24 protein-coding genes are annotated in these 23,067 nt (G+C 36.4%); 9 read left to right on the top strand and 15 right to left on the bottom strand.

What is annotated here, in order from left to right:
* Nucleotide 1: 1 nt before the first annotated feature.
* The 7 genes from CDOMF_RS07540 to CDOMF_RS07510 all read left to right on the top strand — a co-directional run bounded on the left by CDOMF_RS07540 (nucleotide 2) and on the right by CDOMF_RS07510 (nucleotide 4,379).
* A complete protein-coding gene (locus CDOMF_RS07540; protein ID WP_260951394.1) occupies nucleotides 2-1,825 on the top strand; it encodes a hypothetical protein in 1,824 nt (607 codons plus the stop codon).
* Nucleotides 1,826-2,215, top strand: a complete 390-nt coding sequence (locus tag CDOMF_RS07535) for a hypothetical protein (RefSeq protein ID WP_260951393.1) — start codon at nucleotides 1,826-1,828, stop codon at nucleotides 2,213-2,215.
* Between the two features lie 97 nt (nucleotides 2,216-2,312).
* Nucleotides 2,313-2,699, top strand: coding sequence for a DUF1353 domain-containing protein (locus tag CDOMF_RS07530; protein WP_260951392.1), 387 nt, complete (start codon nucleotides 2,313-2,315; stop codon nucleotides 2,697-2,699).
* Between the two features lie 9 nt (nucleotides 2,700-2,708).
* Entirely contained in the window at nucleotides 2,709-3,122 is a 414-nt protein-coding gene (locus tag CDOMF_RS07525) for a hypothetical protein (protein WP_260951391.1), read from the top strand.
* A 2-nt stretch (nucleotides 3,123-3,124) separates the two neighbouring features.
* Nucleotides 3,125-3,424: a hypothetical protein gene (locus CDOMF_RS07520; protein WP_260951390.1), complete on the top strand. Its 300-nt coding sequence runs from the start codon at nucleotides 3,125-3,127 to the stop codon at nucleotides 3,422-3,424.
* Complete coding sequence (locus CDOMF_RS07515; RefSeq protein WP_260951389.1) at nucleotides 3,421-3,825, top strand: phage holin family protein; 405 nt, start codon at nucleotides 3,421-3,423, stop codon at nucleotides 3,823-3,825. Before CDOMF_RS07520 ends, CDOMF_RS07515 begins: the two co-directional genes overlap by 4 nt.
* The gene (locus tag CDOMF_RS07510) at nucleotides 3,825-4,379 is read left to right on the top strand and encodes a putative peptidoglycan-binding domain-containing protein (protein ID WP_260953157.1); all 555 of its coding nucleotides are present in this window, start codon (nucleotides 3,825-3,827) and stop codon (nucleotides 4,377-4,379) included. Before CDOMF_RS07515 ends, CDOMF_RS07510 begins: the two co-directional genes overlap by 1 nt.
* Here the strand turns inward: CDOMF_RS07510 and CDOMF_RS07505 are convergent.
* Nucleotides 4,376-4,597 carry an XRE family transcriptional regulator gene (locus tag CDOMF_RS07505; protein ID WP_260951388.1) on the bottom strand — a complete coding sequence of 74 codons (222 nt, stop codon included), beginning with the start codon at nucleotides 4,595-4,597 and terminating at the stop codon, nucleotides 4,376-4,378. The two genes, CDOMF_RS07510 and CDOMF_RS07505, sit on opposite strands and share 4 nt — an antisense overlap.
* Before the next feature lie 332 nt (nucleotides 4,598-4,929).
* Between CDOMF_RS07505 and CDOMF_RS07500 the strand changes: the two genes are divergently transcribed.
* Together CDOMF_RS07500 and CDOMF_RS07495 are read left to right on the top strand one after the other, a co-directional pair.
* A complete protein-coding gene (locus CDOMF_RS07500; RefSeq protein ID WP_260951387.1) occupies nucleotides 4,930-5,229 on the top strand; it encodes a hypothetical protein in 300 nt (99 codons plus the stop codon).
* A gap of 2 nt (nucleotides 5,230-5,231) precedes the next feature.
* Nucleotides 5,232-6,089: a tyrosine-type recombinase/integrase gene (locus CDOMF_RS07495; RefSeq protein WP_260951386.1), complete on the top strand. Its 858-nt coding sequence runs from the start codon at nucleotides 5,232-5,234 to the stop codon at nucleotides 6,087-6,089.
* A gap of 242 nt (nucleotides 6,090-6,331) precedes the next feature.
* On the opposite strand, the gene CDOMF_RS07490 is transcribed toward CDOMF_RS07495, so the two are convergent.
* The 14 genes from CDOMF_RS07490 to CDOMF_RS07425 all read right to left on the bottom strand — a co-directional run bounded on the left by CDOMF_RS07490 (nucleotide 6,332) and on the right by CDOMF_RS07425 (nucleotide 22,915).
* Nucleotides 6,332-7,555, bottom strand: coding sequence for a glucose-6-phosphate isomerase (locus CDOMF_RS07490; RefSeq protein WP_260951385.1), 1,224 nt, complete (start codon nucleotides 7,553-7,555; stop codon nucleotides 6,332-6,334).
* A complete protein-coding gene (galU, locus tag CDOMF_RS07485; RefSeq protein WP_169973174.1) occupies nucleotides 7,542-8,375 on the bottom strand; it encodes a UTP--glucose-1-phosphate uridylyltransferase GalU in 834 nt (277 codons plus the stop codon). The genes CDOMF_RS07490 and galU overlap by 14 nt, the downstream gene beginning before the upstream one ends.
* Before the next feature lie 114 nt (nucleotides 8,376-8,489).
* On the bottom strand, nucleotides 8,490-9,002 hold the full coding sequence (locus tag CDOMF_RS07480; protein ID WP_260951384.1) for a flavodoxin family protein: 513 nt from the start codon (nucleotides 9,000-9,002) through the stop codon (nucleotides 8,490-8,492).
* Nucleotides 8,987-10,219: a radical SAM protein gene (locus CDOMF_RS07475; RefSeq protein WP_260951383.1), complete on the bottom strand. Its 1,233-nt coding sequence runs from the start codon at nucleotides 10,217-10,219 to the stop codon at nucleotides 8,987-8,989. Before CDOMF_RS07475 ends, CDOMF_RS07480 begins: the two co-directional genes overlap by 16 nt.
* A gap of 2 nt (nucleotides 10,220-10,221) precedes the next feature.
* The gene (locus tag CDOMF_RS07470; RefSeq protein ID WP_260951382.1) at nucleotides 10,222-10,917 is read right to left on the bottom strand and encodes an energy transducer TonB; all 696 of its coding nucleotides are present in this window, start codon (nucleotides 10,915-10,917) and stop codon (nucleotides 10,222-10,224) included.
* A gap of 19 nt (nucleotides 10,918-10,936) precedes the next feature.
* Entirely contained in the window at nucleotides 10,937-11,737 is an 801-nt protein-coding gene (locus CDOMF_RS07465) for an ABC transporter substrate-binding protein (RefSeq protein ID WP_260951381.1), read from the bottom strand.
* 1 nt (nucleotide 11,738) lies between these two features.
* A complete protein-coding gene (locus CDOMF_RS07460) occupies nucleotides 11,739-12,512 on the bottom strand; it encodes an ABC transporter ATP-binding protein (protein ID WP_169973183.1) in 774 nt (257 codons plus the stop codon).
* Entirely contained in the window at nucleotides 12,512-13,495 is a 984-nt protein-coding gene (locus CDOMF_RS07455) for a FecCD family ABC transporter permease (RefSeq protein ID WP_260951380.1), read from the bottom strand. Before CDOMF_RS07455 ends, CDOMF_RS07460 begins: the two co-directional genes overlap by 1 nt.
* Nucleotides 13,485-15,470, bottom strand: coding sequence for a TonB-dependent receptor (locus CDOMF_RS07450; RefSeq protein ID WP_260951379.1), 1,986 nt, complete (start codon nucleotides 15,468-15,470; stop codon nucleotides 13,485-13,487). The genes CDOMF_RS07455 and CDOMF_RS07450 overlap by 11 nt, the downstream gene beginning before the upstream one ends.
* An 18-nt stretch (nucleotides 15,471-15,488) precedes the next feature.
* Nucleotides 15,489-15,860 carry an ExbD/TolR family protein gene (locus CDOMF_RS07445; RefSeq protein ID WP_442863501.1) on the bottom strand — a complete coding sequence of 124 codons (372 nt, stop codon included), beginning with the start codon at nucleotides 15,858-15,860 and terminating at the stop codon, nucleotides 15,489-15,491.
* A gap of 25 nt (nucleotides 15,861-15,885) precedes the next feature.
* Nucleotides 15,886-16,518, bottom strand: a complete 633-nt coding sequence (locus tag CDOMF_RS07440; RefSeq protein WP_260951377.1) for a MotA/TolQ/ExbB proton channel family protein — start codon at nucleotides 16,516-16,518, stop codon at nucleotides 15,886-15,888.
* A gap of 121 nt (nucleotides 16,519-16,639) precedes the next feature.
* Complete coding sequence (locus tag CDOMF_RS07435) at nucleotides 16,640-18,607, bottom strand: TonB-dependent receptor (RefSeq protein ID WP_260951376.1); 1,968 nt, start codon at nucleotides 18,605-18,607, stop codon at nucleotides 16,640-16,642.
* A 76-nt stretch (nucleotides 18,608-18,683) separates the two neighbouring features.
* Nucleotides 18,684-20,726: a TonB-dependent receptor gene (locus CDOMF_RS07430; protein WP_260951375.1), complete on the bottom strand. Its 2,043-nt coding sequence runs from the start codon at nucleotides 20,724-20,726 to the stop codon at nucleotides 18,684-18,686.
* Nucleotides 20,727-20,893: 167 nt separating this feature from the next.
* Nucleotides 20,894-22,915, bottom strand: a complete 2,022-nt coding sequence (locus tag CDOMF_RS07425) for a TonB-dependent receptor (RefSeq protein WP_260951374.1) — start codon at nucleotides 22,913-22,915, stop codon at nucleotides 20,894-20,896.
* Nucleotides 22,916-23,067: the final 152 nt, after the last annotated feature.

Raw genomic sequence — 23,067 nt, 5'->3', positions numbered from 1 at the left:
GATGGCAATCCCAAAAATAACTCAAGAGCTAACACCATTCGGACCGGCACCTCAAAGGACAGATCCGAAAAATTTCCCGACAAGAGCGGACGCCACGGTGAAGCACTTTCTAACACACTTAGATGAGCAAAACACCATGAGCAAACAATACAATGCCAGTATAGACGAGCTAAATACCGCAATAACGGATATAGACAATAAATACCAAGAAGTAGTAGACAAACACACCGACTTCATCCCAAAATACAACGATGCGGTAAAAAAGCACGATCAAATAGTGACTATGCACAAAGAAGTAGAAGCCGATACATCTCACGTAGATACTCGAAAAAACGAAATCGATGCCATAAAAACACATATCGATGAAACAAAAACCCAGATAGACGCCGACCTTACTACGGCGAAATCAATGATAAATGAGGGAAACGGCGGGGTAATCGATGATACAAAAAACTCCGATGTTTCTACATGGAGTAGCAATGAACTACAAAGACGCCTTGATCTCAAAGCCGACGAGGCTACGGCTTATAAAGAGTGGAATTATAAGCGAATTTCGGATAACTACACGGCATTCGACAACGACGCTATTTTTATCGAAGCAAACAAGACTTTTAACATAACGCTCCCTGAAAGCGGAAAGATAAAAATAGTCGATAAAAACGGCACTCTGTCTCAGCATAACGTGAAACTTATCACGGGCGATGAAGTGCTTGTGCTAAATAAAGACTTCCAGCGTGTAGAGCTGTTTAAATTTGACGGCAAGTGGCAAGTAGTAAGCGGATATGTGTTAGCCGAAAGGAACGAGCATAGCGTAACGTTTAGAGAGATAACTTTTGCTAGCGTAGGATTTTTCAGTGGTAATACTATCATTAAAACGGTGGGTAATATTTTATATCAAGCCCCTGAAATTCAAAATATCTCAACCACTTATACCCCTAGGGCGATAAACCTAGACACTATGACAAATATCCTACCCGCTATGCCTACAATCCCCGCAGAGCTAAGGGCATGCGCCGTTATAATGGGTAATGGGCTTTTTATCATCGCTCTATCCACTACGGACGCAAAAATGTTTAGATTTGACCTTGCTAGCGGGGCTTATATCGAGATAGACGCAACGGCGATAAGAAACGTCTTAAACGCTACCGACTTATCGGGGTATAGTGTAGCAATTTTAAATAGAAACTACGGCTACAATGACAGGGCGGTGGTTTTCTTTCGTACCCCAGCTCCGTCTTACTCTTATGGTTATTTTCTAAAAATAGAGCCTGACGGAACGGCGGCTATGTCAAACAGAGAAAGTGGTAATTCTAATTTTTATATGGCTAATGATTTTCTTTTTGACGTATATGGTAATACTGTCCGATACGCTTTAAATTTAAGAGATATGCAAAAAATATCAGGGGTTAATAGTGTAGTTCTAAATACCACAGATATACAAATAGACTATCCAAATAATAAGCTATTCTTTGCCCCTTATAGCGGACGGTTAAGCGCGGTAGAGTGGGTAATCGGCGGGACGCCAACCGTAGTAACATACGAAACAGCGGATAACCTATTTACTAAATATTATGATGAGCTTATAGGCAGCAAACAAGGCGTTAAACTGAAAAAAGCGCCAAGTGACAATATTTTAAATATCGAGTATGACACATACATAAACAACAGAAAAACAAGAAAACAAGAGGCGACCACTTTGACAGATGCTTTAATAAGCTCCGCCCCTGTTTATGTGTCAGAAACAAAAGATATTTATGTCGCTAATTCGAATAAGAAAATACTAGAAATAACCTACGCGCCGACAACATTTCAGGAGGAAGTATAAATGAACTATCAATATGAAAAAATCACAACAGGCAAATACCGAATATGGGGGCGTGATTATAACGCTATCCACCTATGCACGCTAACCGAAGCAAAAGCGATAGTCGCCAGCCTTGAAGCGGAGTGGCTAAAAGAGCTTAAAAAGCTAAGGATAAGCGAGTTAAATGCAAATATAAACGCCGTGTATAAAGCATATCTATCAAAATATCCCGAAGTGGAGATAAGAAGCTTCGATGAAAAAGCGCACGAGGCTTTTAAGGTTTCAAAAGACGGCGAAACTCCGTTAGAGGATACGCCTATTTTATCGGCTCTTACGCAAAATAACAAAGAGGCTAGAAATTTGCTAGCTTCGCAAGTGCTTGAAAAAGTGCAAGACAATATGAGACTATAAGCTTGGGGCGTAATGACGAGAGACGCTATCAAAGAGGTTAGCGATGAAGCAACACTTGATCAAATCAGCATAGAAATTCCAAATTTAGGAGTGTGAAATGTTTAAGAGCGAACTAACCGTGCGCCGCATAATAGGCGCAAAAAACTGCTGGCAGACGGTAGAGCCTTTGGTATGGAAAAGCAATAAAGATGAGATCGTAGTGCCTGCGGGGTTCATTTATGACGGAGCTAGTGTTCCGAGAATTTTCACAAACATATTTCCAAAAAGTGGCGAAAGATATGACCGTGCGGCTTGCTTGCACGACTTCCTTTATGCTACTAGGATGCTTGATCGAAAAAGGTGCGATGAGATATTTTACGAGGCTATGAAATTTGACAAGATGACTAAGTGGAAGGCTTGGGTTATATATCAGTCGGTTAGATTGTTTGGACAAAGGGCGTATAGTGCCGAAAAAGCATTAGACCCCACAAAGATAAAGCTTTAGGAGCCAAAGATGTTAAAAATTCTATCACTTTTTAAAACGAGCAAAATTATCTATATGCTAGCTACTTTGGCTATTATTGGCGGGGCATATTGGACGAAATCTCATATAGAAAAACTAAACGGGATCATCAAAGAGCAAGAACAAACAATTGTAAACAAAGAAGCTCTGCTAATCATATCCAAAGCTCAAAACCAAATTTCAAAAGCCAATCTAAGCGAGTGTAACGCAAAAATCGATCTGCAAAACGAGAAGATTAAAAGTGTATCTCTTGATAACAAAACCCTAAAAAAGCAGATAATGCAGGCAAAATCAACCGCTCAAGCAAGATATGAAAATTTAAAACCCCATGACACCGGCGCTAGCTGCGAAGAGAAGCTAAATTTAGCCCTAGGCGTAATAAGAGGGCTAGGCAAAAAGGAGTGATTATGAAAACGATACAGATGCTAGTAGGGCTTGAACACATAAGCGCGTCCATAGTTAGGAAGATAATTTTTATCTTGCTACTTGTTCTAATAGTGATAATGAGCGGTGGGTGCGCGAATAAGCCTGAAATGATTGTGCAAACCGAGTATAAAGAGGTGTCTATGCCTGTTAAATGCGAAGCAGTCTTGCCGCAAAACGTTAAATTTAACGAATACGATCCGCAAACATGGATAGATATAGGCAAATATCACAGCGAGGTTGAGATACTACTCAAGGCTTGCACGGGAGAAGAGCCTAGATGACAAATGATTTTAATATCGTAAAAGAGATGGGTATATATTTTTGGGTTTTAGTCATAGGACTTATAGGCGGTCTTTTGAATATAGGAACTTGTCCTTCAAAAAGCACCGGACACAAGGCGGCAAATCTTATAGTAGGAACTGCTAGCTCTATGTTTCTTGGCTGGATTAGCTTTGAGATAGTAGATCATATCTATCAAAGCGAGAAGGTAGCTCTAGCGGCTTGTGGCTTTTTTGCATGGAAAGGCGCTGAGTGGATAAACGCGCTGCTCGATAAAGTGATAGACAGCAGACTAAAAAAGCAAGATGACTGGTATAGCGATAGATACTCAGACTATGACCATACGCCGCCTATACCGAGAAACGAAGAAGACATGAATAAAACATACAAGGAGTTAGAGTGATGCCAAATTTCAGTAGATCGCTAGATATTTTATATGAGCTAGAATTTAATAGTCCAAGCAATGCCCTGCATAAAAATCCAACGGAGCCGGAGCTTACCTTTATGGGAATATACGCAAAGGCTAATCCGAATTGGCAAGGCTGGAATGAGATATATAGTGTGGTTAGGTATAGCAAAGATTTAAAAGAAGCCTCTATAAAGCTATATAATGATCCAAAGATACAAGAGCTGGTAGCCGGGTTTTATAAAGAGCATTTTTGGGATAGGATGAGACTAGGAGAGCTAAATTCTCAGAAAAAAGCTGATGAGATATTCATCTTTGGGGTGAATGTCGGATGTAAAATGGCTATAAAAACGGCTCAAAGAGTAGCAGGCGTAGTAGATGACGGACATATGGGAGAAAAGAGCATCGATGCTATCAATAGGATAGATGAAGAAGTATTCGACAAAGAGTATGACAGATTAGAGATAGCCTACTATGATAGACTGATTGAAAGAAATCCAAGCTACAAGATATACGCTAGAGGGTGGAGAAATAGAGCGCTGAGGGTTTAAGAGCCCTTAATGCCCTCAATTAAAAACACCTGATTTTTGATATTCTCGTAGTTTTTCGCCTTTATGTAGTTTTCTAACATAAATTTCAGATATGGTGGATATGGATTTCTTGACCCCCAAGAATTTACGGTAGCATACGGCATTCCTGCAAGTTCTGCCAGCTCTTTTTTATTTATGCCGGCTATCTTTAGCAGCTCTTGAAACTCTTGTTTTTCCATTATTTCTCCTTTGATATATGAAATAATAGCTAAAATATATAAAAATAGCAATAAAAGTATATAATATCTATTTAATTAAGCATATATTAAGTATATATTAGCTACTATTCTCTTAATAAAAGTAGATAATATCTATTTTAAGGGGCGCGGCGAGACCAATCCGCCAAGATCACATCTCGCCGCAAGTTGCTCCCGTTAGGGAGCCTTTATTATAACAAAATAAAGGATATAAGATGCAAAACATCAAAAGCGGATACAACACACAAGTCATCAGCGGAGCAAAGAACGTTTCCGGGAAAGGCAAAGAGTTTTTAGTCAGATTCTACAATGGTATGATCGGTAAATATGTGTATGTCACCGAAGGCACAAAAATATATTGGCTTGAGCCAGGCGATTATATCGGCGACAAAGACAAAAAGATATTCGCAACCATAACGTCCAATAACAGCGAAAAATACTATGTCAAAAGCAAGATGTTCAGAAATACATCTCCACAAGGAAACGGCGACATAGATCACTTCATAGAGCTAGAAGACGGCACTATCCTAGCTACAGCGGTAGCAGGAGAAGGTGGATACTACAAGGTATCCAGGAAAGCCTACGAGGAAGAAAGATGGGATGAGAGATTCTAGGTATGAAACTCTCACAAATTTCAAGCTCCTATGTTCGGGAGCTTGAGCGAACAGACTATGCTTATGTAGGCGAAATAAAATGCCTATATAAGCATACAAATAGGCTTCCAAGCGATATAGAGAAAATCACTCAAGCGGATATTGTGGCATGGGTTTGGTATATGAGAAGCTATCTGGCTCCTCAAACAATCAAGAAGATCGTGCTAGCTTGGAGAAGAGCTTGCGAGTTTGCGATAGAAAAAGGTATACTTGACAGGAATCCTTTTTTAAAAGCCAAATATCCAAAAGTTCAGATCCCAAAAACCTCCCCTTTCACAAAAGAAGAGGTAACAAAACTACTAGAATACTCAAGCGGTAGCATGCAGGCTTTTTTGGCTGTTGCCTTTTATACAGGGGCTAGGACATGTGAGATACTGGCTCTTGAGTGGAGCGATATAGATTTTGAGAAGAAAACCATATCCATCACAAAGAGCCTCTCAAGAGGTGTTGTGAGAAATAGGACAAAAACAGAGGTGGATAGAGAAATACCACTATTTGATGAGATATTGCCGTATTTGCGGCAGATTGAAAAAAGCGCCAGATGGATATTTTCATACAACTGCGATCATCTATTTGGCTCCTATTCTTTGTATAGACCATGGAAGAGGCTTTGCAAGGAGTGCGGAGTAGAATATAGGTCATTGAGACACACAAGACATACTTTCGCTACTCACATGGTGGAAAAGGCTGTCAGAGGAGAAATCCCAATCAAGTGGGTATCACAGATACTAGGACACTCTTTAGAAATGACACTGAAAGTCTACGCCAGACTTATCAAGGATGAGCATTTGGGTATTGATAGGGGTATCAAAATTTTCTAGTATTCCAAACCCTAAAAGGGAAAAGAGAGTATATACACCCTCTTAAAGAGCTCTTTTAATAAAAATAGTAGCACAGACAAACTTAAGACTGTTTAAATTTTTAATATGTTTTTAAACAGTCTTAAAAAAAGATTTTACGTTAGAAATCAAAGTGAAAATTGGGCAAAATTTAGCTCACTTTGATTTTAAGCGTAAATCCACTTTGATTTGAAAAGCGGTTTTACAGTATGAAATTTTAAAAATTATTTTTGAAGCATAGTTTTTAAAATTCTTTTTCCTACTTCTACTCCGGGTTGATCGTATGTGTTAATTCCTAGCATTATCCCTGTAGCAGATGTTAAAAGCTCGTAATAATATATGAGATAGCCTGCATGCCACTCATCAAGCCTATCTATGCTTATTAGATCTACACTTATTCCCTCTTGAATGAGAGCGTGCGTGGTAGCATCGCATTGTGCATTTATTAGGTCCGATAGGCTAAAGTCATTTGCAAAATTACAGGCTTCAAGGTTGTTTAAATTTATATTTGGTGTAGTAATTGTCGAGTCATGATCTAAAATTTTTATAAAAGTCACGGTTTTATCTTTTATTCCATCCATTATTAGTTGCAAAAAGCTATGCTGATCTCTTGAGCCAATTAGCCCGACAGGTGTCAGTCCATATCTTTTAAAACATTCTTTTTTTCCAAGGCTCTCAGCCCATAGCTGAACATACCAATCATTAAATTCCAAAAATCTATCAGAGTAGCTAAAAATTACATTTATTTTTGCATTTTTATGTGTTGCATAATGATATGCTTTATACATTAAAGTATTATCGTTTTCTTGTAAAAACTGCTTTTTGCATTCAATTGCCCCGTTAAGAAGAGCTTTAGTATCATATCCACAAAGCGTCAAAGGCACAAGTCCAATCGCACTTAATACACTAAATCTACCACCTACGTTTTTAGGAATATTAAATAATGATATATTGTTTTCTTTTGCATAAAATTCAAGTGGAGAGCCAGGGTCTGTGATAATGAGAAAATTTTTGTTTAAATTGCTAGGTTTAAAGCAGTCAAGAATACATTTAAAAAGAGTAATAGTCTCTATCGTGGTGCCTGATTTTGAGCTTATGATAAATAGAGTATCGTTAAATTTTAGTTTATCAAGTAGCTTTTCAAAGCTAAATGGATCAACGTTATCTAAAAAATATAGCTCTTTGCTATCGGGCTTTTTTCTTGACTTGAGAAGGCATTTTAGAGCCTTAACTCCAAGAGAGCTCCCTCCTATGCCTACTAAAACTATATTTTTTATATCTTTAAATTTATTTTCAAGCTTGTTTATAGAGGTCAATATATCGCCTCCTAGTTCAGGAAGATGATAATACCCTATATCGCCACTTTCAAACTCCTCATTCATACGTTTCGCATACGATTTTATAGCCGATATAGGTGTTTTTTCAAAGAAAAGATTATTTTTTACCATCTTTATGAAGCTCGTAAAAGAAATTTGTGGCCTCTACAAATCCTGCAACACTTCCGCAGTCAAAGCGTCTGCCTTTAAATTTATATGCCAGCACCATACCATTTTTAGCTTGTTCTTTTAGTGCGTCGGTTATTTGAACTTCTCCGTTTTTGCCGGGCTTTGTTTGCTCTAAAATTGAAAATATATCAGGTGTTAGTATATATCTTCCGATGATAGCTAAATTTGTAGGCGCCTCTTCGACGCTCGGTTTTTCAACCATATCATCAACCATTATGAGGTCATCTTCTATGTATCTACCGCTTACGATACCATAACTACTTACCTTATCTCTTGGTACTTCCATGACGGCTACTATAGAGCAGCGATACTTCTCATATATCCTTACCATCTGAGTAAGAACTCCTACACCTTGCTCGTTGATACAAAGATCATCAGCCAAAACAACGCCAAAAGGCTCGTCTCTGATAAGGGTTTTGCCTGTATGTATCGCATTTCCAAGCCCTCGCATGCTCTCTTGGCGAGTAAATGAAAATGTGCATTTTGCCATCAGATCGCGAATTTCGGTTAGCAAATACTCTTTGTTTGTGCCTGAAATTTGGTGTTCAAGCTCGTAGCTGATGTCAAAATAATCCTCCAGCGCTCGCTTGCCACGCCCTGTTATAAAAGCCATATTTTTCATCCCGGCTTCTAGCGCTTCGTCCACCCCATAGTGAATAAGCGGTTTTGTAAGTATCGGAAGCATCTCTTTTGGCAAGGATTTGGTCGCAGGTAAAAATCTAGTACCGTATCCCGCAGCCGGGAAAAGGCAAGTTTGTATCATAAATTTCCTTTTTTAAAGATATTTTAACCAAGGCTTACTAAATGCGAAATTAAGATAGCTAAATTTGAGTGTAGTTTGCTAAATTTTACAAACAAAGAAGGTGAGGGAGAGGGATTAAACCCCCCTAAATGCAGCTTTTGCGTTAGCTATATCGGTTTCATCCGGATGGCTTGCAGCAGCAGCCCATCTTGCTTCGCGCTCAGGCGTGATAGGATGAACGGCTTTGTTTCCTGCCTTTGCAGCCATTTCGCGCATCTGCTCGATAAGTTTTGGATCGATCGCTCCTTGGCAGATAAATTCACGCAAAATTTTATTGCCGTTTTGCTCTAAAATTTCTCTACCGACTTCAAGCATCTTTACTCCGTGCTCGCCTTCAGGCTCAGCTCCAAGAGTTATGAAAAGACCTACATTTTTATTTTTAATCTTTTCTTTTATGTAGCGTTTAAAATGGGCGTCAGGACCGCCCTTATCTACATAAAAGCCAACCGCTACGAAGTCAAATTCGCTTAAATCATTAACGCACTCATCTTCAAAGCTAACCGCCTTACATCCGATCTCTTCTGCTATGGCTTCGCCCACTTTGCGCGTATTTCCCGTTAGTGAGCTATAAACTACAACTTTTTCCATTCAAAATCCTTTCTTGCTATTTTTGATATTTCAGCCGCCATAGTATTTCCCCAAAATACTCCTTCAATATTTAAGGTTGCACCATGATCGTTGACTTTCATATAGTCGTGTTTTTCGCAAAGTTTTAGAAAATCTTTGATCTCTTCAAGAGTAGTAGGCTTTATATATTGACTCATATCGCTAAATTTTACATTTGGATATTGAAAAAGACTCATAAATTTTCCGAAATTTCTTTGCGTTTCATTTGTCTTTGTGATCATTCTACGCTCTTTATTCATCGCAAACATCGAATAATTGCCAAGCCTGCCGCCTGCTCCAAATCCTATAGGAAGAGTATCTTCTCCTTTGTGTCCAAGACGGATATATTTATACTCATCTCTGTTTTTTCTATTAATCTTTGTGTGTTCTAAAACTTCGTAATCTCCGCTATCAAGAAGAGAATTTGCAAAAGCGTGATGAAGCTCTTTGTCAGTTTCAAGGCTGTAGTAGTCAGGCGAAATTTCTTTAGATAGAACAGATCCTTGACTAAACATCAATGAGTAAAAACTAACGCTGTCTATTTTAAGCTCTTTTACTATTCTTGCGTCTTCAAGCACCTCTTCTACCGTTTCACTGGGGTAGTTGTATATAATATCTATGCATACAAATTTATCAAAATTATCTCTTATTTGTTTTAGTCTCTTAAGAGCTTCTTCTTTGTCAAATACCCTATTTAGAAGCTTTCTACCGTCATTGGAAAAAGTCTGAACACCTATACTAAAGCGATTTACTCCGAGCTTATCAAGCAGTTTTAGCTTCTTTAAATTTAGGTTGTGTAAAGTGCTCTCAAGGCTAAATTCGCAGGTGTCTGAAATTTTAAAATTTTTGTGTATAGCATTTATGATAGGCTCTAAATGACGCTCTTTTAGAGTCGTGGGAGTGCCTCCTCCAAAATAAACCGACTCTATATTTTTGGCTTTCATATATGGAGTATTGCCGAATTTTTCTATCTCGCTTAGTAAAAATTCAGTATAAGTGTCAAGCTCGCCGTCAAGTTTGCTTCTATTCATCGAGCAAAACGAACAGATATTATCACAAAACGGTATATGAAAATATATAATACCGTCTTTACGCTCAGGAGTGCCTTGTAAAAATTCAAAAAGCTCTTCCTCTGTTGCCGGAACAGGCTTGCTCCCGCCTCCTCCGGTATGATGTCCCTTTATACGTTCCTTAAACATTTTTAGTCCTTTATCTTAAACTCATAAGGTTTTGTTATCACGCAGTGGTCAAGCTCTTTTAGAACTTTTATCTGCATATCTTTTGTAAGTCTTTCCGCCTCATCGTTAAAAATTTTATTTTTTCCTCTAACAGCGACAACTTTTATCTCATTGTTTATTATCCTAAAATCAACTTCGACGTAAAATGTCTCTTTAAGTCTAAGCATTAAAGCCTTTTTGGGATAATCCGCTCTAGGCTCTTTTAAAACTTTGAAACCTACATTTTCCTTGCAAAACCCCTCCTTGTTGATAACCTCTTTTTTCTCTATCGTAGGAGCTGCGACTTCTTTTACAGGAGCAACCTCTACGGGTTCCACTTTTGGCACCTCTACTACAGGCTCTTGCACAGGAATTTTCTTAGGGGTTTTCACGACTTTTTTTGGCTTAGGTTTTTTAATCTCTTTTGGCTTTTCTACTTTTACGATTTCAGGCTCTATCTTTACCTCTTCTACCTCAGGCTCCTTTATAGGTTCTTCTATAATGGGTTCAGGTATGGGTGGAGTGGGCTCTTTTGGCTCCTCTTTTACCTCTTTGACAAAATTTAATACAACCTTTGTTTGAACCTGCTCCTCTATCTTTTTTGAAAGAATTTCATCTGACTGAAGCGGTATAAATAGTATTGCTATATTTATAATCAAAGAGAGAATAAAGTAGCGCATAGATTTTAACCCCTTTATTTTACTTTATCAATAAATTATAAAGATGTTCCACTCCATCTCCTATACGAGGAGTTCCGCGAAGCAGAAGAGATGATGGAACTGTTATTATCTTATTGTTTTTAGCTGCATTTGTCTTTGAAAGTGCAGGATTTGTTTTTAAGATATCGCTGCCGTTTCCCATTCCGCCTATAATGATTATAAAATCAGGATTTGAAGATAGTATAAACTCAGGCGAAACTACAGGTGTCGCACCCTCTAAGCCATCTGCTATGTTTATAAGTCCTAGTTTTTTTAGCATATCTCCTGGTAGGGTTGATGAGCTAAAAGTGGTAATAGGAGTTGAAGAGAAAAATGATACTACTTTTTTGCCTTTTAGCTTAGGATCTTCAAAGCTTTTGAATTTGGCTTTTATATTGCTTATTACCTCTTTAGCCTTTTCCTCTTTGCCTGTTATTTTACCTACTTCCTCAATATTGCTATAAATAGCATCGACGCTATCGGCTTTTAGAGTAAGTGTAGGAAGATTAAATTTTTTAAGACTATCTTGCACATCTACCGAGTGAAAGCTAACTATGACGAGATCCGGCTTTAGTTCGACTATCTTTTCTAAATTCGGCTTTGTGTAAGTGCCTACGCTTTTTAGCTTTGAAGTCTTTTCTTCAGGCCAAATTTTTGACATAGAAAGAGTTGAAATAGCCGCTATTTGATCTTCTGCCTCAAGCATATATATGATCTCAACTACTGCAGGGTCAAGAACGACCAACTTTTTGGCATTTAAAAAACTTGCCAATATCGCTAAAATTAAAAACAGTTTTTTCATATTAATCCTTTAATGCAATCACAAACGGATTGTCCTTATATTCGATAACATCGCAGTTTAGTCCATAAATTTCTTTTAAAATTTCCTTTGTATAAAGCTCTTTTGGACTACCTTTATATTTCACTTTACCATCTTTTAGCATCAAAACTTCGTTACAAAACAAAGATGCCAAATTTAGATCGTGTAAAACCATTATGGAGAGTAAGTTTAGCTCTTTGGTAAGCTTAGTGCATATTTTCATAATCTCTATGGCGTAGTTTAGATCAAGTGCCGATGTAGGCTCATCTAAGAGTAAAATTTTTGGCTCACTTACAAGTGCACGCGCAAGTAAAACACGCTGAAATTCTCCTCCACTAAGAGAGTGTGCGATACGCTTTGCAAAATGAGATATGTCAAGCAACTCCATAATCTGATTGACCTTTTGTCTATCTTCCTTGCTGTATCCTGAAAATTGGCTTTTAAGGTGAGAAAATCTTCCCATAAGTAAGATGTCTTCAACCAAAAGAGGCATAGACAGAACCGATTTTTGAGGCACAAAGCCAAGTGTTTTAGCAAGCTCTTTTAAAGAGTAGTCTTTAAGCGGTTTGTCGATTATTTTTACTATTCCGCTTTTTGGAGCAAGCACTCTTAGGATGTTTTTTAAAAGAGTTGATTTACCACATCCGTTTGGCCCTAAAATGCCTATAAATTCGCCATTTTTTGCATTTAGGCTTATGTCTTTTAATATCTCTTTGGCTCCGTAAGTAAAATTTAGATTTTCAACAATTACGCTCATCAGACTATGCCCTGCCTTGATTTAATAGCTAAAAACAGAAAGAAAGGCGCTCCAAAAAACGCAGTTACAACTCCGATTGGGATTTCTACCGGATTTAGCACGCTTTTACCTATAGTATCGCAAGCTAGCAGGAAGAATCCGCCTGCAAATGCTGAAACAGGGATTAATACTACGTTGCTTGAAGTTCTTAATATCATCCTTAGAGTGTGCGGTATGATTAGCCCCACAAAACCTATCATCCCTGTAAATGCGACTGAAAAACCAACGGCTAAGGATGAGACGATAAGCAGGTATTTCTTAGTCTTTTCTACGTCCACGCCAAGGCTTTGAGCCTCTTCATCTCCGCTCAAAATAACATTTAGCTCAAATCTTTTCATGTAAAAATATGTCATTGAAAGAGTAAGAGGAACTACTATATATGCAATTCTTTCCCATGTCGCTCCGCTAAGATGCCCCATCATCCAAGCCACTATTCTAAAGCTATCTTCGCCTATGAGGTAGGTGGCAAACGAAGTAAAAGCGCCCAAAAAAGAAGAAAAGGCAATACCTATTATAAGAAGGGTTGCTATTGATTTACCTCTTTTTGAGAGCTTAAATATTACCAAAGATAGCACAGCTGAGCTAAAAAATGCAAAGATTCCGTAATATATATCAGGCAGTTTTAAAAGATATGCTATGACAGCTCCAAAAGTCGCACTTGCGGCTATTCCTATGATATAAGGATCTGCAAGTGGGTTTAAAAATACGCTTTGAACCACGACGCCTGAGCTTGCTAGTAGCATACCTATTAAAATCGCCATAACAAGTCTAGGAAGTCTAAGTTCTAGCAAGATAGCCTGTTTGATCTCATCTATCTCTTTACCAAGGATTAAATTTGTAATATCATTGTAGCTTATATCGGCCCCGCCTATACTGAGCGATATGATGCAAAGAATAATAGTGAGTATCCCAAATAGGATACTCATCTTGTTTTTAGTAAGCATATTTAAACTCTACGTAATAATTTCTTTCAGGCGCTGGAACGTATGCGTTGGCCGCTTCGCTTTGGAAGTCGTTGTATTTTTCATTAAATAGATTTTTGACTCCGCCTGCTACTGAAAAGCCGTTTTTAAATTTATATTTTAATCCAAAATCAACTACTGTTTTAGCATCTATTGTCTCGTAAGCACTACTAAATTGATTCGAGTAATACTTAAGGTCGGTTAAGATATTGAAATTTTTAATCGGCTCATAGTTTACTCCAAAAACAAATTTATTTTTTGATACATAAGGCACTCTTTTGCCGGCTTTTTTACCTTTTTTAATTTTTGCATCTATATATGAAAATGTTTGGCTTAATTTTAAGTTGTTAAATAAATTTTGCTCTGCATAAATTTCAAAGCCCGAACGTCTTGTCTCATCTACGTTGTAAAATCTCCAAGACATAGAGTGTCCTCCGGTCATCTCGTTTATAATCTCATCTTTCGTATTTGTGATAAACGCTGTCGCACTAAAGTATTGACCCAGGATAAGATCTCTAATGCCTATTTCGTATGTATGGAAAATTTCAGATTTTAGGTCGTTTAGTCTATATTCGGCAGCTCGACTAACTACTACTTTATCTGTTAGTTGAGTAGGGGATGGTGAGATATATCCACGCTCAAACTTTAGATATACGTTTCCGGTATCTGAGTATCTGAAATTTGGAGTTATCTCGAAAGCGTGATTATTCATATTTTTATCGCTATCTATGCTATCAATTATTGTCATAGGTTTAGGCATCATAGGAGGTCTTGCCGGCATCTTCATTTTTGAATATCTATTTATGTCGTAGATTGCCTTTTCAAATCTATATCCGCCTGTTAGAGAGAAGGCGTCTGTAAAATTGTGTTTTTCAAAAAAGTAAACTGTATGAGTTTGTTTTTTTAGATCTACAAGAGTATAGCTATGCATTCCTCCAAATTTTCTATCGCGCTCTCTTATACCCTTATTTTGTAAATAATCATATCCGGAGATAAACTCTCCGCTTCCATAGTCATATCTGCTTTTTAAATTTACTCCAAGTTTTTTATCGGTAAAGTCACTGGTTTCACCGCGCATACTAATCTCTTGATAATATGGCATTAAATTCAGTTTTAATTTGTCCGTAATCGCTATCGCATATTCGGCGCTAATATCGGCTTTTTTATGAGTTAGTTGCTCTATAGGCTCGCCAGCTTGCTTTCTATTTTGATTAAGTTGCGTTTTAGTGATTGCATCGGTTGTATCAACCCTTGTCTTATAATAGCTCGGGTTTATAGCAAGTGTTTGATTGTCCGAAATTTTATAATTTATACCAAAGCTCGTATAAAATCCTCTTTGTTTATCTCCATCTCTATAGCCTTTTTCATCAAAGGCTTTAAAATTTCCTTTTAAGAATAAATTTTCGCTCGCCATTCCGCCAAGACCTAAATTAAAGTCTTTGTAAGAGTATGAAGCTAGTTTGGTTGAGACGTTTGCATAAAAATCTCTAGGTTTTTGTTTGGTGATAATATTTACAACACCGCCGCTTGTGCCGTTACCGTATAAAACAGCTCCGCCTCCAGGGATAATCTCTATCTGCTCTATATCTTCAATAGCTAAGAAATTTAACGGGACAAAGGCATGAGAGCTATCAAGCATATTTAAGGCCATGCCATTTAATAAGACCTTAACAGATGTATTTGCCTTATTTCCCTGACCTCTTAAGTCAATTGTTTTTCCAAGCCCTGAGTTGATAAAATTTACACCAGGAGCCTTTTCTAAAATCTCTTCTACATCTTTATATCCGCGACTTTCTATCTCTTCTGATGTAATGATATATACGTTTTTAACCTCATCTTTTAGCGGACTTTCAAATCCCGTAGCTGTGATGACAGTTTTGTCAAGCTTGGTTGGGGCCTCTGTCGCGAACAAACTTGTAGCCGCGACAATGCTAATACACGCAATCTTTCTAAGCATTTTTTCTCCTTTTAGTTATTAGTGTTTTTTCTTTATATTTAATTCGACATTTTGGACATTTGCATCTTTTAAAATCGATATTACATCAACTACTTTGCCGTAGTTTATGGCCTCATCTGCATTTAGAGTGATATTTTTTTTATGAGCTGGGCTTAAATTTAAAATTTCATCTTTTAAAATTTCGTTATTTAACGTTTTTTCCGTCTCGTTTATTTTTAGTATCAGACCGCCATCTATTAGGTAAAATAGCTGCACAACATCATTTTCGTTCTCTTCTAAATTGGATTTGGTTTCCGGTAATGTTATATCTATATGAGCGAATTTATTAAAGGTTGTCGTTACCATAAAGAATAGAAGTAAAACAAAAATAACATCTATCAAGTTTAGCATGGAAATGCCATAGTTTTTTTGTCTATTACGACGGACAAACTTCACAGCATCTCCTCTCGCAGCATCTTCCAAATAGGCTTATAAGACGATTTAAGTCATTTAGTATAAAATCAACTTTTTTGTTTATCATTAGATGAAATATAAGTGAAGGTATTCCCACTATAAGACCCGCCGCAGTTGTATAAAGCGCTTCTGATATGCCTATAGCAACCAAAGGTGCATTTACGCTTGAGCTAAGCCCTTCAAATGCCTTTATCATACCCACAACAGTGCCTAAAAGCCCAAGCTGAGGGCTTGCGCTTGCGCAAAGTCCCAATATCCAGCTTCTTCTTTCCAAATTTGCAAGTTCTACAGTAATAGCTTCTTCTATAGTGTATTCAATTTGTGTTTTGTTTACGGAGTTTAAGTCTTCGGTATTGTCAAGGACAAAAATTGTTGTTTTTGCTAGAGAGTTCTTGTATTTTTTGCAAAATTCCCTTATATTATGCGTATCGCCTTCTAGTATTAGGTTGCCAAGCTTCATTTTAAATGAGTTTGTAGCGTCTATCTCGATAAATGTAAAATAAAAAGCTTTTTCAAGCAATACTGCAACGGCTAAAATGCATAAGAAAAATATAGGCCACATAAATATGCCGCCCGTTTGTAAATATTCATACATGCGCTTCCTCTTTTACTGTGTACTGATTAAATCCAAGTGAGGATTGTATCATCATTTTAATTAATCGATAATTAAAATCAGTATAGTAAGGTGTGCTTATTTGCTACACCTTACTAAAATCTTAATAGTTGTATTTAAACTCTACGTAGTAGTTTCTCTCAGGAGCTGGGTCGTAAGAGTCGCCTTTCTTGCTTTGGCTGTAGTTATATTTTTCGTTAAATAGGTTTTTAATACCTGCTGATACCAAAAATCCCTTTGTAAATTTATAGCTTAGTCCTATATCAACGATCTCTCTACTGTCTATCTTGTCATAATTTCCGTCAAGTGAGCTGGATAGGTATTTAAAATCGGCTGATAAATTTAAATTTTTAATAGGCTCATACTCAGCTCCTAATACGAATTTGCTTTTTTCTACTAAAGGTACTTTTTTCCCGGCTCTTTTGCCAGCTTTTATCTCCGCATTTACATATGAAAAAGTCTCTTTTAGCTTAAATTTTCCGAATTCTTGTTCTGAGTAAATTTCAGCTCCATACCTTCTGGTTTTATCTATATTTTTAAAATTCCAACCGTCGCTTACTCCTCTACCTAATGAGACTGTTAAAATTTCATCTTTTGTGTCTGTTAAAAATAGGGTTGCACTAAAGAAATTTCCGAAAATAAGATCTTTAAGGCCTATTTCATAGCCTTTGTAAGTCTCGGATTTAAGACTATTTAAGACATAAGGTCCATCAGGTCCAAGCTTGTCTATTAGTTGGTTCGGTCCGGGAGATATGTAACCTCTTTCAAATTTGAAGTAGATACTTCCACTATCTGAGTATTTAAAATTAGGCGTTATCTCGTAAGCGTAATTGTTTTTATTATCTCCTACGTTTAAATAGTCATTAGTGACCTTTGTTTTGCCTGCGATACTTCTTGTTCCGGTAACGTTTCTTTTAACGTTATAATCAGCTCTTTCAAACCTTAATCCTCCGCTTATAGAGAAAAAGTCATTAAAATTATGCTTTTCAACTAGATATATGGAATGCGTCTGCTTTTGCATATCAAAAACCGTAAGCTGCTTTATAAAGCCCATAGGCATTTTTTGATTGATACTTATCATTCTGTAACCTTCGTTATTTAGATAGTCATATCCTGCGATAAGCTCTCCGTTGCCATAGTTGTATCTGGCTTTTAAGTTTCCTCCCGTTTTTCTATCTTTCATATGAAACGTGCTTTGAAGAATTTTTACGTCTTGATAGTAAGGCATGATGTGCATATCAATATTATTGCTAAATTTAATGGCATAATCGGCGTCAAGGTTTAGCCTTTTGCTTGTGATTAAAGATGCCTTACCTCCAGCTTGGCGCCTATTTTCAGCCATTTCTTTAGCTGATAGGGCAGGCACTCCGTAAGTTTTAGCCTTAAAATAGCTTGGGTTAAAAACTATGCTTTGGTTATCTGAAATTTTGTAGTTTAATCCAAATGAAGTATAGTGACCTCTGTTTTTTTCATCATGCCTATACCCTTTTTCATCAAAAACCTTTGCATTGGCTTTTAAGAACAGATCGTTTGTGACATTTCCGCCTACACCAAAATTTATATCCTTGTATGAGTATGAGGCTATCTTGGTGGATATATTTGCGTAAGGTTTTGTAGCTTTTTGTTTAGTGATTATATTTATAACTCCTCCGCTGGTTCCGCTTCCATAAAGCACCGCTCCGCCGCCGGGAATTATCTCTACTTGCTCGATATCTTCTATCGGAACCAGATCTATAGGTATGGTTGTGGGAGTTGTATCTATCATATTCATCGCAACACCGTTTAAAAGGACTTTTACAGATGTATTCGCCTTGCTGCCTTGACCTCTTAAATCTACGGTTTTGCCGTTAAAGCTAACCCCAGGAGCCTTTTCTAGAATTTCTCTTAAATCCTTGTAGCCTCTATCCTCTATCTCTTTAGAAGTTATTATAGATACGTTTCTAACCTCGTCTTTAAGGGGGCTTTCAAATCCCGTTGTGGTAATTACCATCTTATCGAGTCTTGCTACAGTATCTGCACCATAAATAGTAGATGCTGCTACCACACTAATAATAGCTATTTTTTTAAACATTCTCTCTCCTTTTTTTATCGATTAATTAAATATATTAGAGCATGCCAAAACTTGTATGCTCTAATAAAACAGTAATTTAGTAGTTATACTTAAATTCTATATAGAAATTTCTCTCAGGGGATGGATAGTATTGACCCTCTCCTTTGTTTGCTTTTGTGTCATAAAAAGAGTAGTATTTCTTATCAAATAAGTTTTTTATGCCGCCGTTTACAGAGAAATTCTTTGTGAAATTGTATTTCGCGGATAGATCTACTATTGTTTTAGAGTTCATATATTCGCCACTGTAATTTAGTATTTTGGAGTAATATTTAAAGTCTGTATAGATGTTTAAACTTTTAATAGGCGAATAGTCTACACTGAATACAAATTTTCTTTTAGCCACGAAAGGTATATCCTCTGTCACTTTCTTGCCTTTTCTCTCATATGTCGCTTTTGACTTTACATAAGAGAACGATTCGCTCAGTTTTAATTTATCACTCAATAGATACTGTTCGCTATAAAGCTCAACTCCGTGTCTTTTGGCTTGGTCAAGATTTATATATTCTCTATCATAAATTGATTGGCTGACTCCGTGCCCTGCAGGATCTTTCCATCTTAAAAATATCATATCGGTTGTATCCGTTTTAAACAATGTTGCGCTAACAAACTGTCCAAAGAACATATCTTTAAAGCCGGCTTCGTAGGTTTTGAATTTTTCAGGCTTTAGGTTATTAAATTGAAATTGGGTGCGTTTGCCAACGGTTGCGACATCAACCAGCTCTTGAGGAGATGGAGATACAAAGCCTTGCTCAAATTTTAAATATACATTTCCAGTATCTGAATATTTAAAATTTGGAATCAATTCAAATGCCGTGCTATTTGTGTTTTTTTGGTTGCTAAAAGCGGCTCTCTTTAAGCGTTTTGACTCCGGTCTTTGGACATCGTATATAGCTCTTTCATATCTTGCTCCACCACTTAAAGAGAACCAGTCCGTAAAGTTATGTTTTTCAAGAAAATATATCGAATGAATAGCCTTTCCAAGCTTATCGTTTTGTGTTAATTTATCATATATATCTTCGTATTCGTAACCAAAAATGAACTCTCCGCTTGAATATTTAAGCCTATTTTTTAATTTGACTCCAAATTTGGTATCTGAGAATTTATCGTGATACGATTTTGGTTTTTTTGTGTAGGAATCTATATATGCCCCCTCTCTATCGAATTTTGTTTTTAGATAGTAAGGCATTATACGAGTTTCAAAATTTTCAGTAAAATTTATAGCATAATCAAGACTTATGTCAAATTTGCTATATTTGGACGGATCCCCCGGTTTTATTACTTGGCGACGATTTTGTTCAACCTGTTTTTTTGTAAGGTAGTCTGCACTATTCTCAAGCTTTTGGCTAAAGAAATTAGGAGTTACAGTTATGCTTTGATTATCGTTTATTTGATAATTAATAGCTCCACCGAAATGATATCCTGTCGTTTTTTGACCTTCTCTATAGTGTTTTGTATCAAATCCCTTTGCGCTAAAGCTTAAAAATAGATTATCTGTTGCAAGACCTCCTATGCTAAGTGTGGCGTCTTTATAGCTGTATGATCCGATTTTGCTTGAAGCTCTTGCGTAAAAATCACTAGGGTTTTTCTTTGTAATTATATTTATGATGCCTCCAGGAGTTCCTCCGCCATATAAAACAGAGCCTCCGCCAGGAATTATCTCAATCCTCTCTATGTCTTCAACAGGAATTAGGTTAAAAGGTGTGTTGATATTACCGTGTCCAGCCTTTAATACGTTAAGACTCATTCCGTTTACAAGGGTTTTTACGTTTGTCTTTGAGTATCTTCCTCCCTGTCCTCTCATATCAATCTCTTCGTATTCAGCATCACCTGAATCCTTGATATAGACACCCGGACTTCTTTCTAAAACTTCTCTTACGCTTGTATAGCCTCTATCTTTAATCTCTTCTGAAGTTATGATATAAGCGTTTTTTACCTCGTCTTTTAATTGTGTTTCAAAGCCTGTTGATGTTACTATTGTTTTTTCAAGCTTTGTATTTTTATCATCTGTCGCATGTAAATTTAAAGCCGCAACAAAAGATAAGACCATGGCTACTTTGCCAACCTTGGATCCTGCATTCATTTTTTGAACTCCTTTTTACAATAATGTCTAAAATTCAAGGCACTATTTTTTGCTTTTAATACCTTTTATAAGTAGAATATTATAATTTTATTACTTAATTGATAATTAAAATCAATATTAAGGCATATTTAATTTAATATGCCTTAATTGGAGCTTGTTTAGAATTTTTAGTATATATATTTAAATTCTATATAAAAATTTCTTTCCGGCGCAGGATAGTAAGTTCCTTTCCCCGAGCTTGAATAATATGAGAAATATTTTTTATCAAATAGATTTTTTATACCGCCTACTACTGAAAGATTTTTTGTAAAATTATATTTAGCAGAAATATCAACTAGGGTTTTTGAGTCCATTTTTTCGTTTTCGCTATTTAAAATTTTTGAATAATATTTTAAATCAGCGTATAAATTGAGATTTTTAATAGGTGAATAATCAACTCCTAATATAAATTTTTGTTTCGCAACATGAGGAAGCTCCATTTTTACCGTTTTCATCTTCTTGGTTTTGGCATCTTCTCTCTCAAATGTTGCTTTTGCATTTACATGACTAAATGACTCGGTGAGTTTTAATTTGTTATCTAGCAGATATTGTTCTGCATAAATTTCAAATCCATATCTTTTAGCCTTATCAAGATTTACATATTTTCTTTCCCAATTGACATTTGGATTCATAGGATTTCCGTGAGGCTCTGTCCATTTTGCAAATATCATATCTTTGGTATCCGTATAAAATATAGCGGCACTAAAGAATTGATCAAAAATCATATCCTTAAAGCCGATTTCATAAGTGTAAAAAGTTTCCGGATTTAAATCGTTAAAGAAATACTCATACTGCTTTGGACCAACCTTAATATTATCAACTAGCTCTTGAGGAGATGGAGATACAAAGCCTTTTTCAAATTTCAAATATACATTTCCGGTATCTGAGTATTTAAAATTCGGAGTTATCTCAAATGCGTGAGAGTTTGTGTTTTTATTACTGTTGAAGGCAGGTCTTTTATGTCTTGCGCTGGCAGGTCTTTTTACATCGTAAGAAGCTCTTTCGTATCTTCCGCCAAAGTTAAAAGATAGCAGATCGGTAAAATTATGCTTTTCAAAGAAATATACAGAGTGAATTTCCTTGCCCAGCTCGTCTTTTTGAGATAGCTTATCGTAGATATCTTCGTAGTTATATCCAAATACTAACTCTCCCTTGTCGTAGCTGAATCTGTTTTTTAAATTCGCACCTATTTTTTTGTCCGAAAATTTAACCTCTGTTTTACTTTCTTCTTTAAATTTGGTGTATAGATAGTAAGGCATAAAGTTAATTTCATAACTATCGCTAAGTTTCAACGAGTAATCAAGCGTTATGTCAAATTTTTTATATATTTGAGGATCTTCGGGTCTATTCGACTGTCGTCTATCTTGATCAACTTGTTTTTTTGTAAGAGCGTTGCTTTGATTTTTGTATTTTTGAGAATAAAAGCTAGGAGTTATAGCAATACTTTGTTTGTCACTTATCTGATAGTTTATGCCTCCATTTAAATAGTATCCGCTTGTCTCTTCGCCTCTTTTGTAGCCCTTTGAATCAAAACCTTTTGCGCTAAATTTTAAAAACAAATCCTCATTTACTAGTCCGCCTATGCCGATGACTGCGTCTTTATAGTTATATGAAGCGATTTTAGATGATAAATTTGCATAAAAATCTCTAGGTTTTTTCTTTGTTATTATATTTATAACACCGCCTGCAGTTCCGCCTCCGTATAACACCGCTCCGCCTCCGGGTATGATTTCAATCTTTTCTATGTCTTCAACTGCTATTAAATTTAATGGTGTAGCTATCGTTCCATGTCCCGCTTTTAGGACGTTTAGACTTACACCATTTATTAAAGTTTTAACGTTAGTTCTAGCATATGCGCCTTGACCTCTCATATCTATCTCTTCATCGCCAAACACACCAGCGTTTGATATATACACTCCCGGAGCCTTTTCAAGCACCTCGGAGACGCTTTTATAGCCTCTATCTTTAATCTCTTCTGAAGTTATGATGTAAGCGTTTTTTACCTCGTCTTTTAATTGTGTTTCAAAGCCTGTTGATGTTACTATTGTTTTTTCAAGCTTTGCAGTTTTATCTTCTGTAGCGTATAAATTCATAGCTGCAGCTAAAGATACGATTATGGCTATTTTGCCAACCTTTGAACCCTTGGTCATTTCTAACTCCTTTATTGTAATTTAGATTCATATATTTTGATTTTTTGATACAAATTTTATATTTCTGTTGGTTTATTGAGTAAAATAATATAACTTTATTACTTAAGCGATAATTAAAATCAATATTATATAAATAAAAATAGATTATTTTT

Source organism: Campylobacter sp. RM16187, assembly GCF_025319965.1.
Classification (GTDB): Bacteria; Campylobacterota; Campylobacteria; order Campylobacterales; family Campylobacteraceae; genus Campylobacter_A.
The sequence above is the reverse complement of the archived record's forward strand: the minus strand, read 5'-3'. Positions and strand labels throughout refer to the sequence as shown.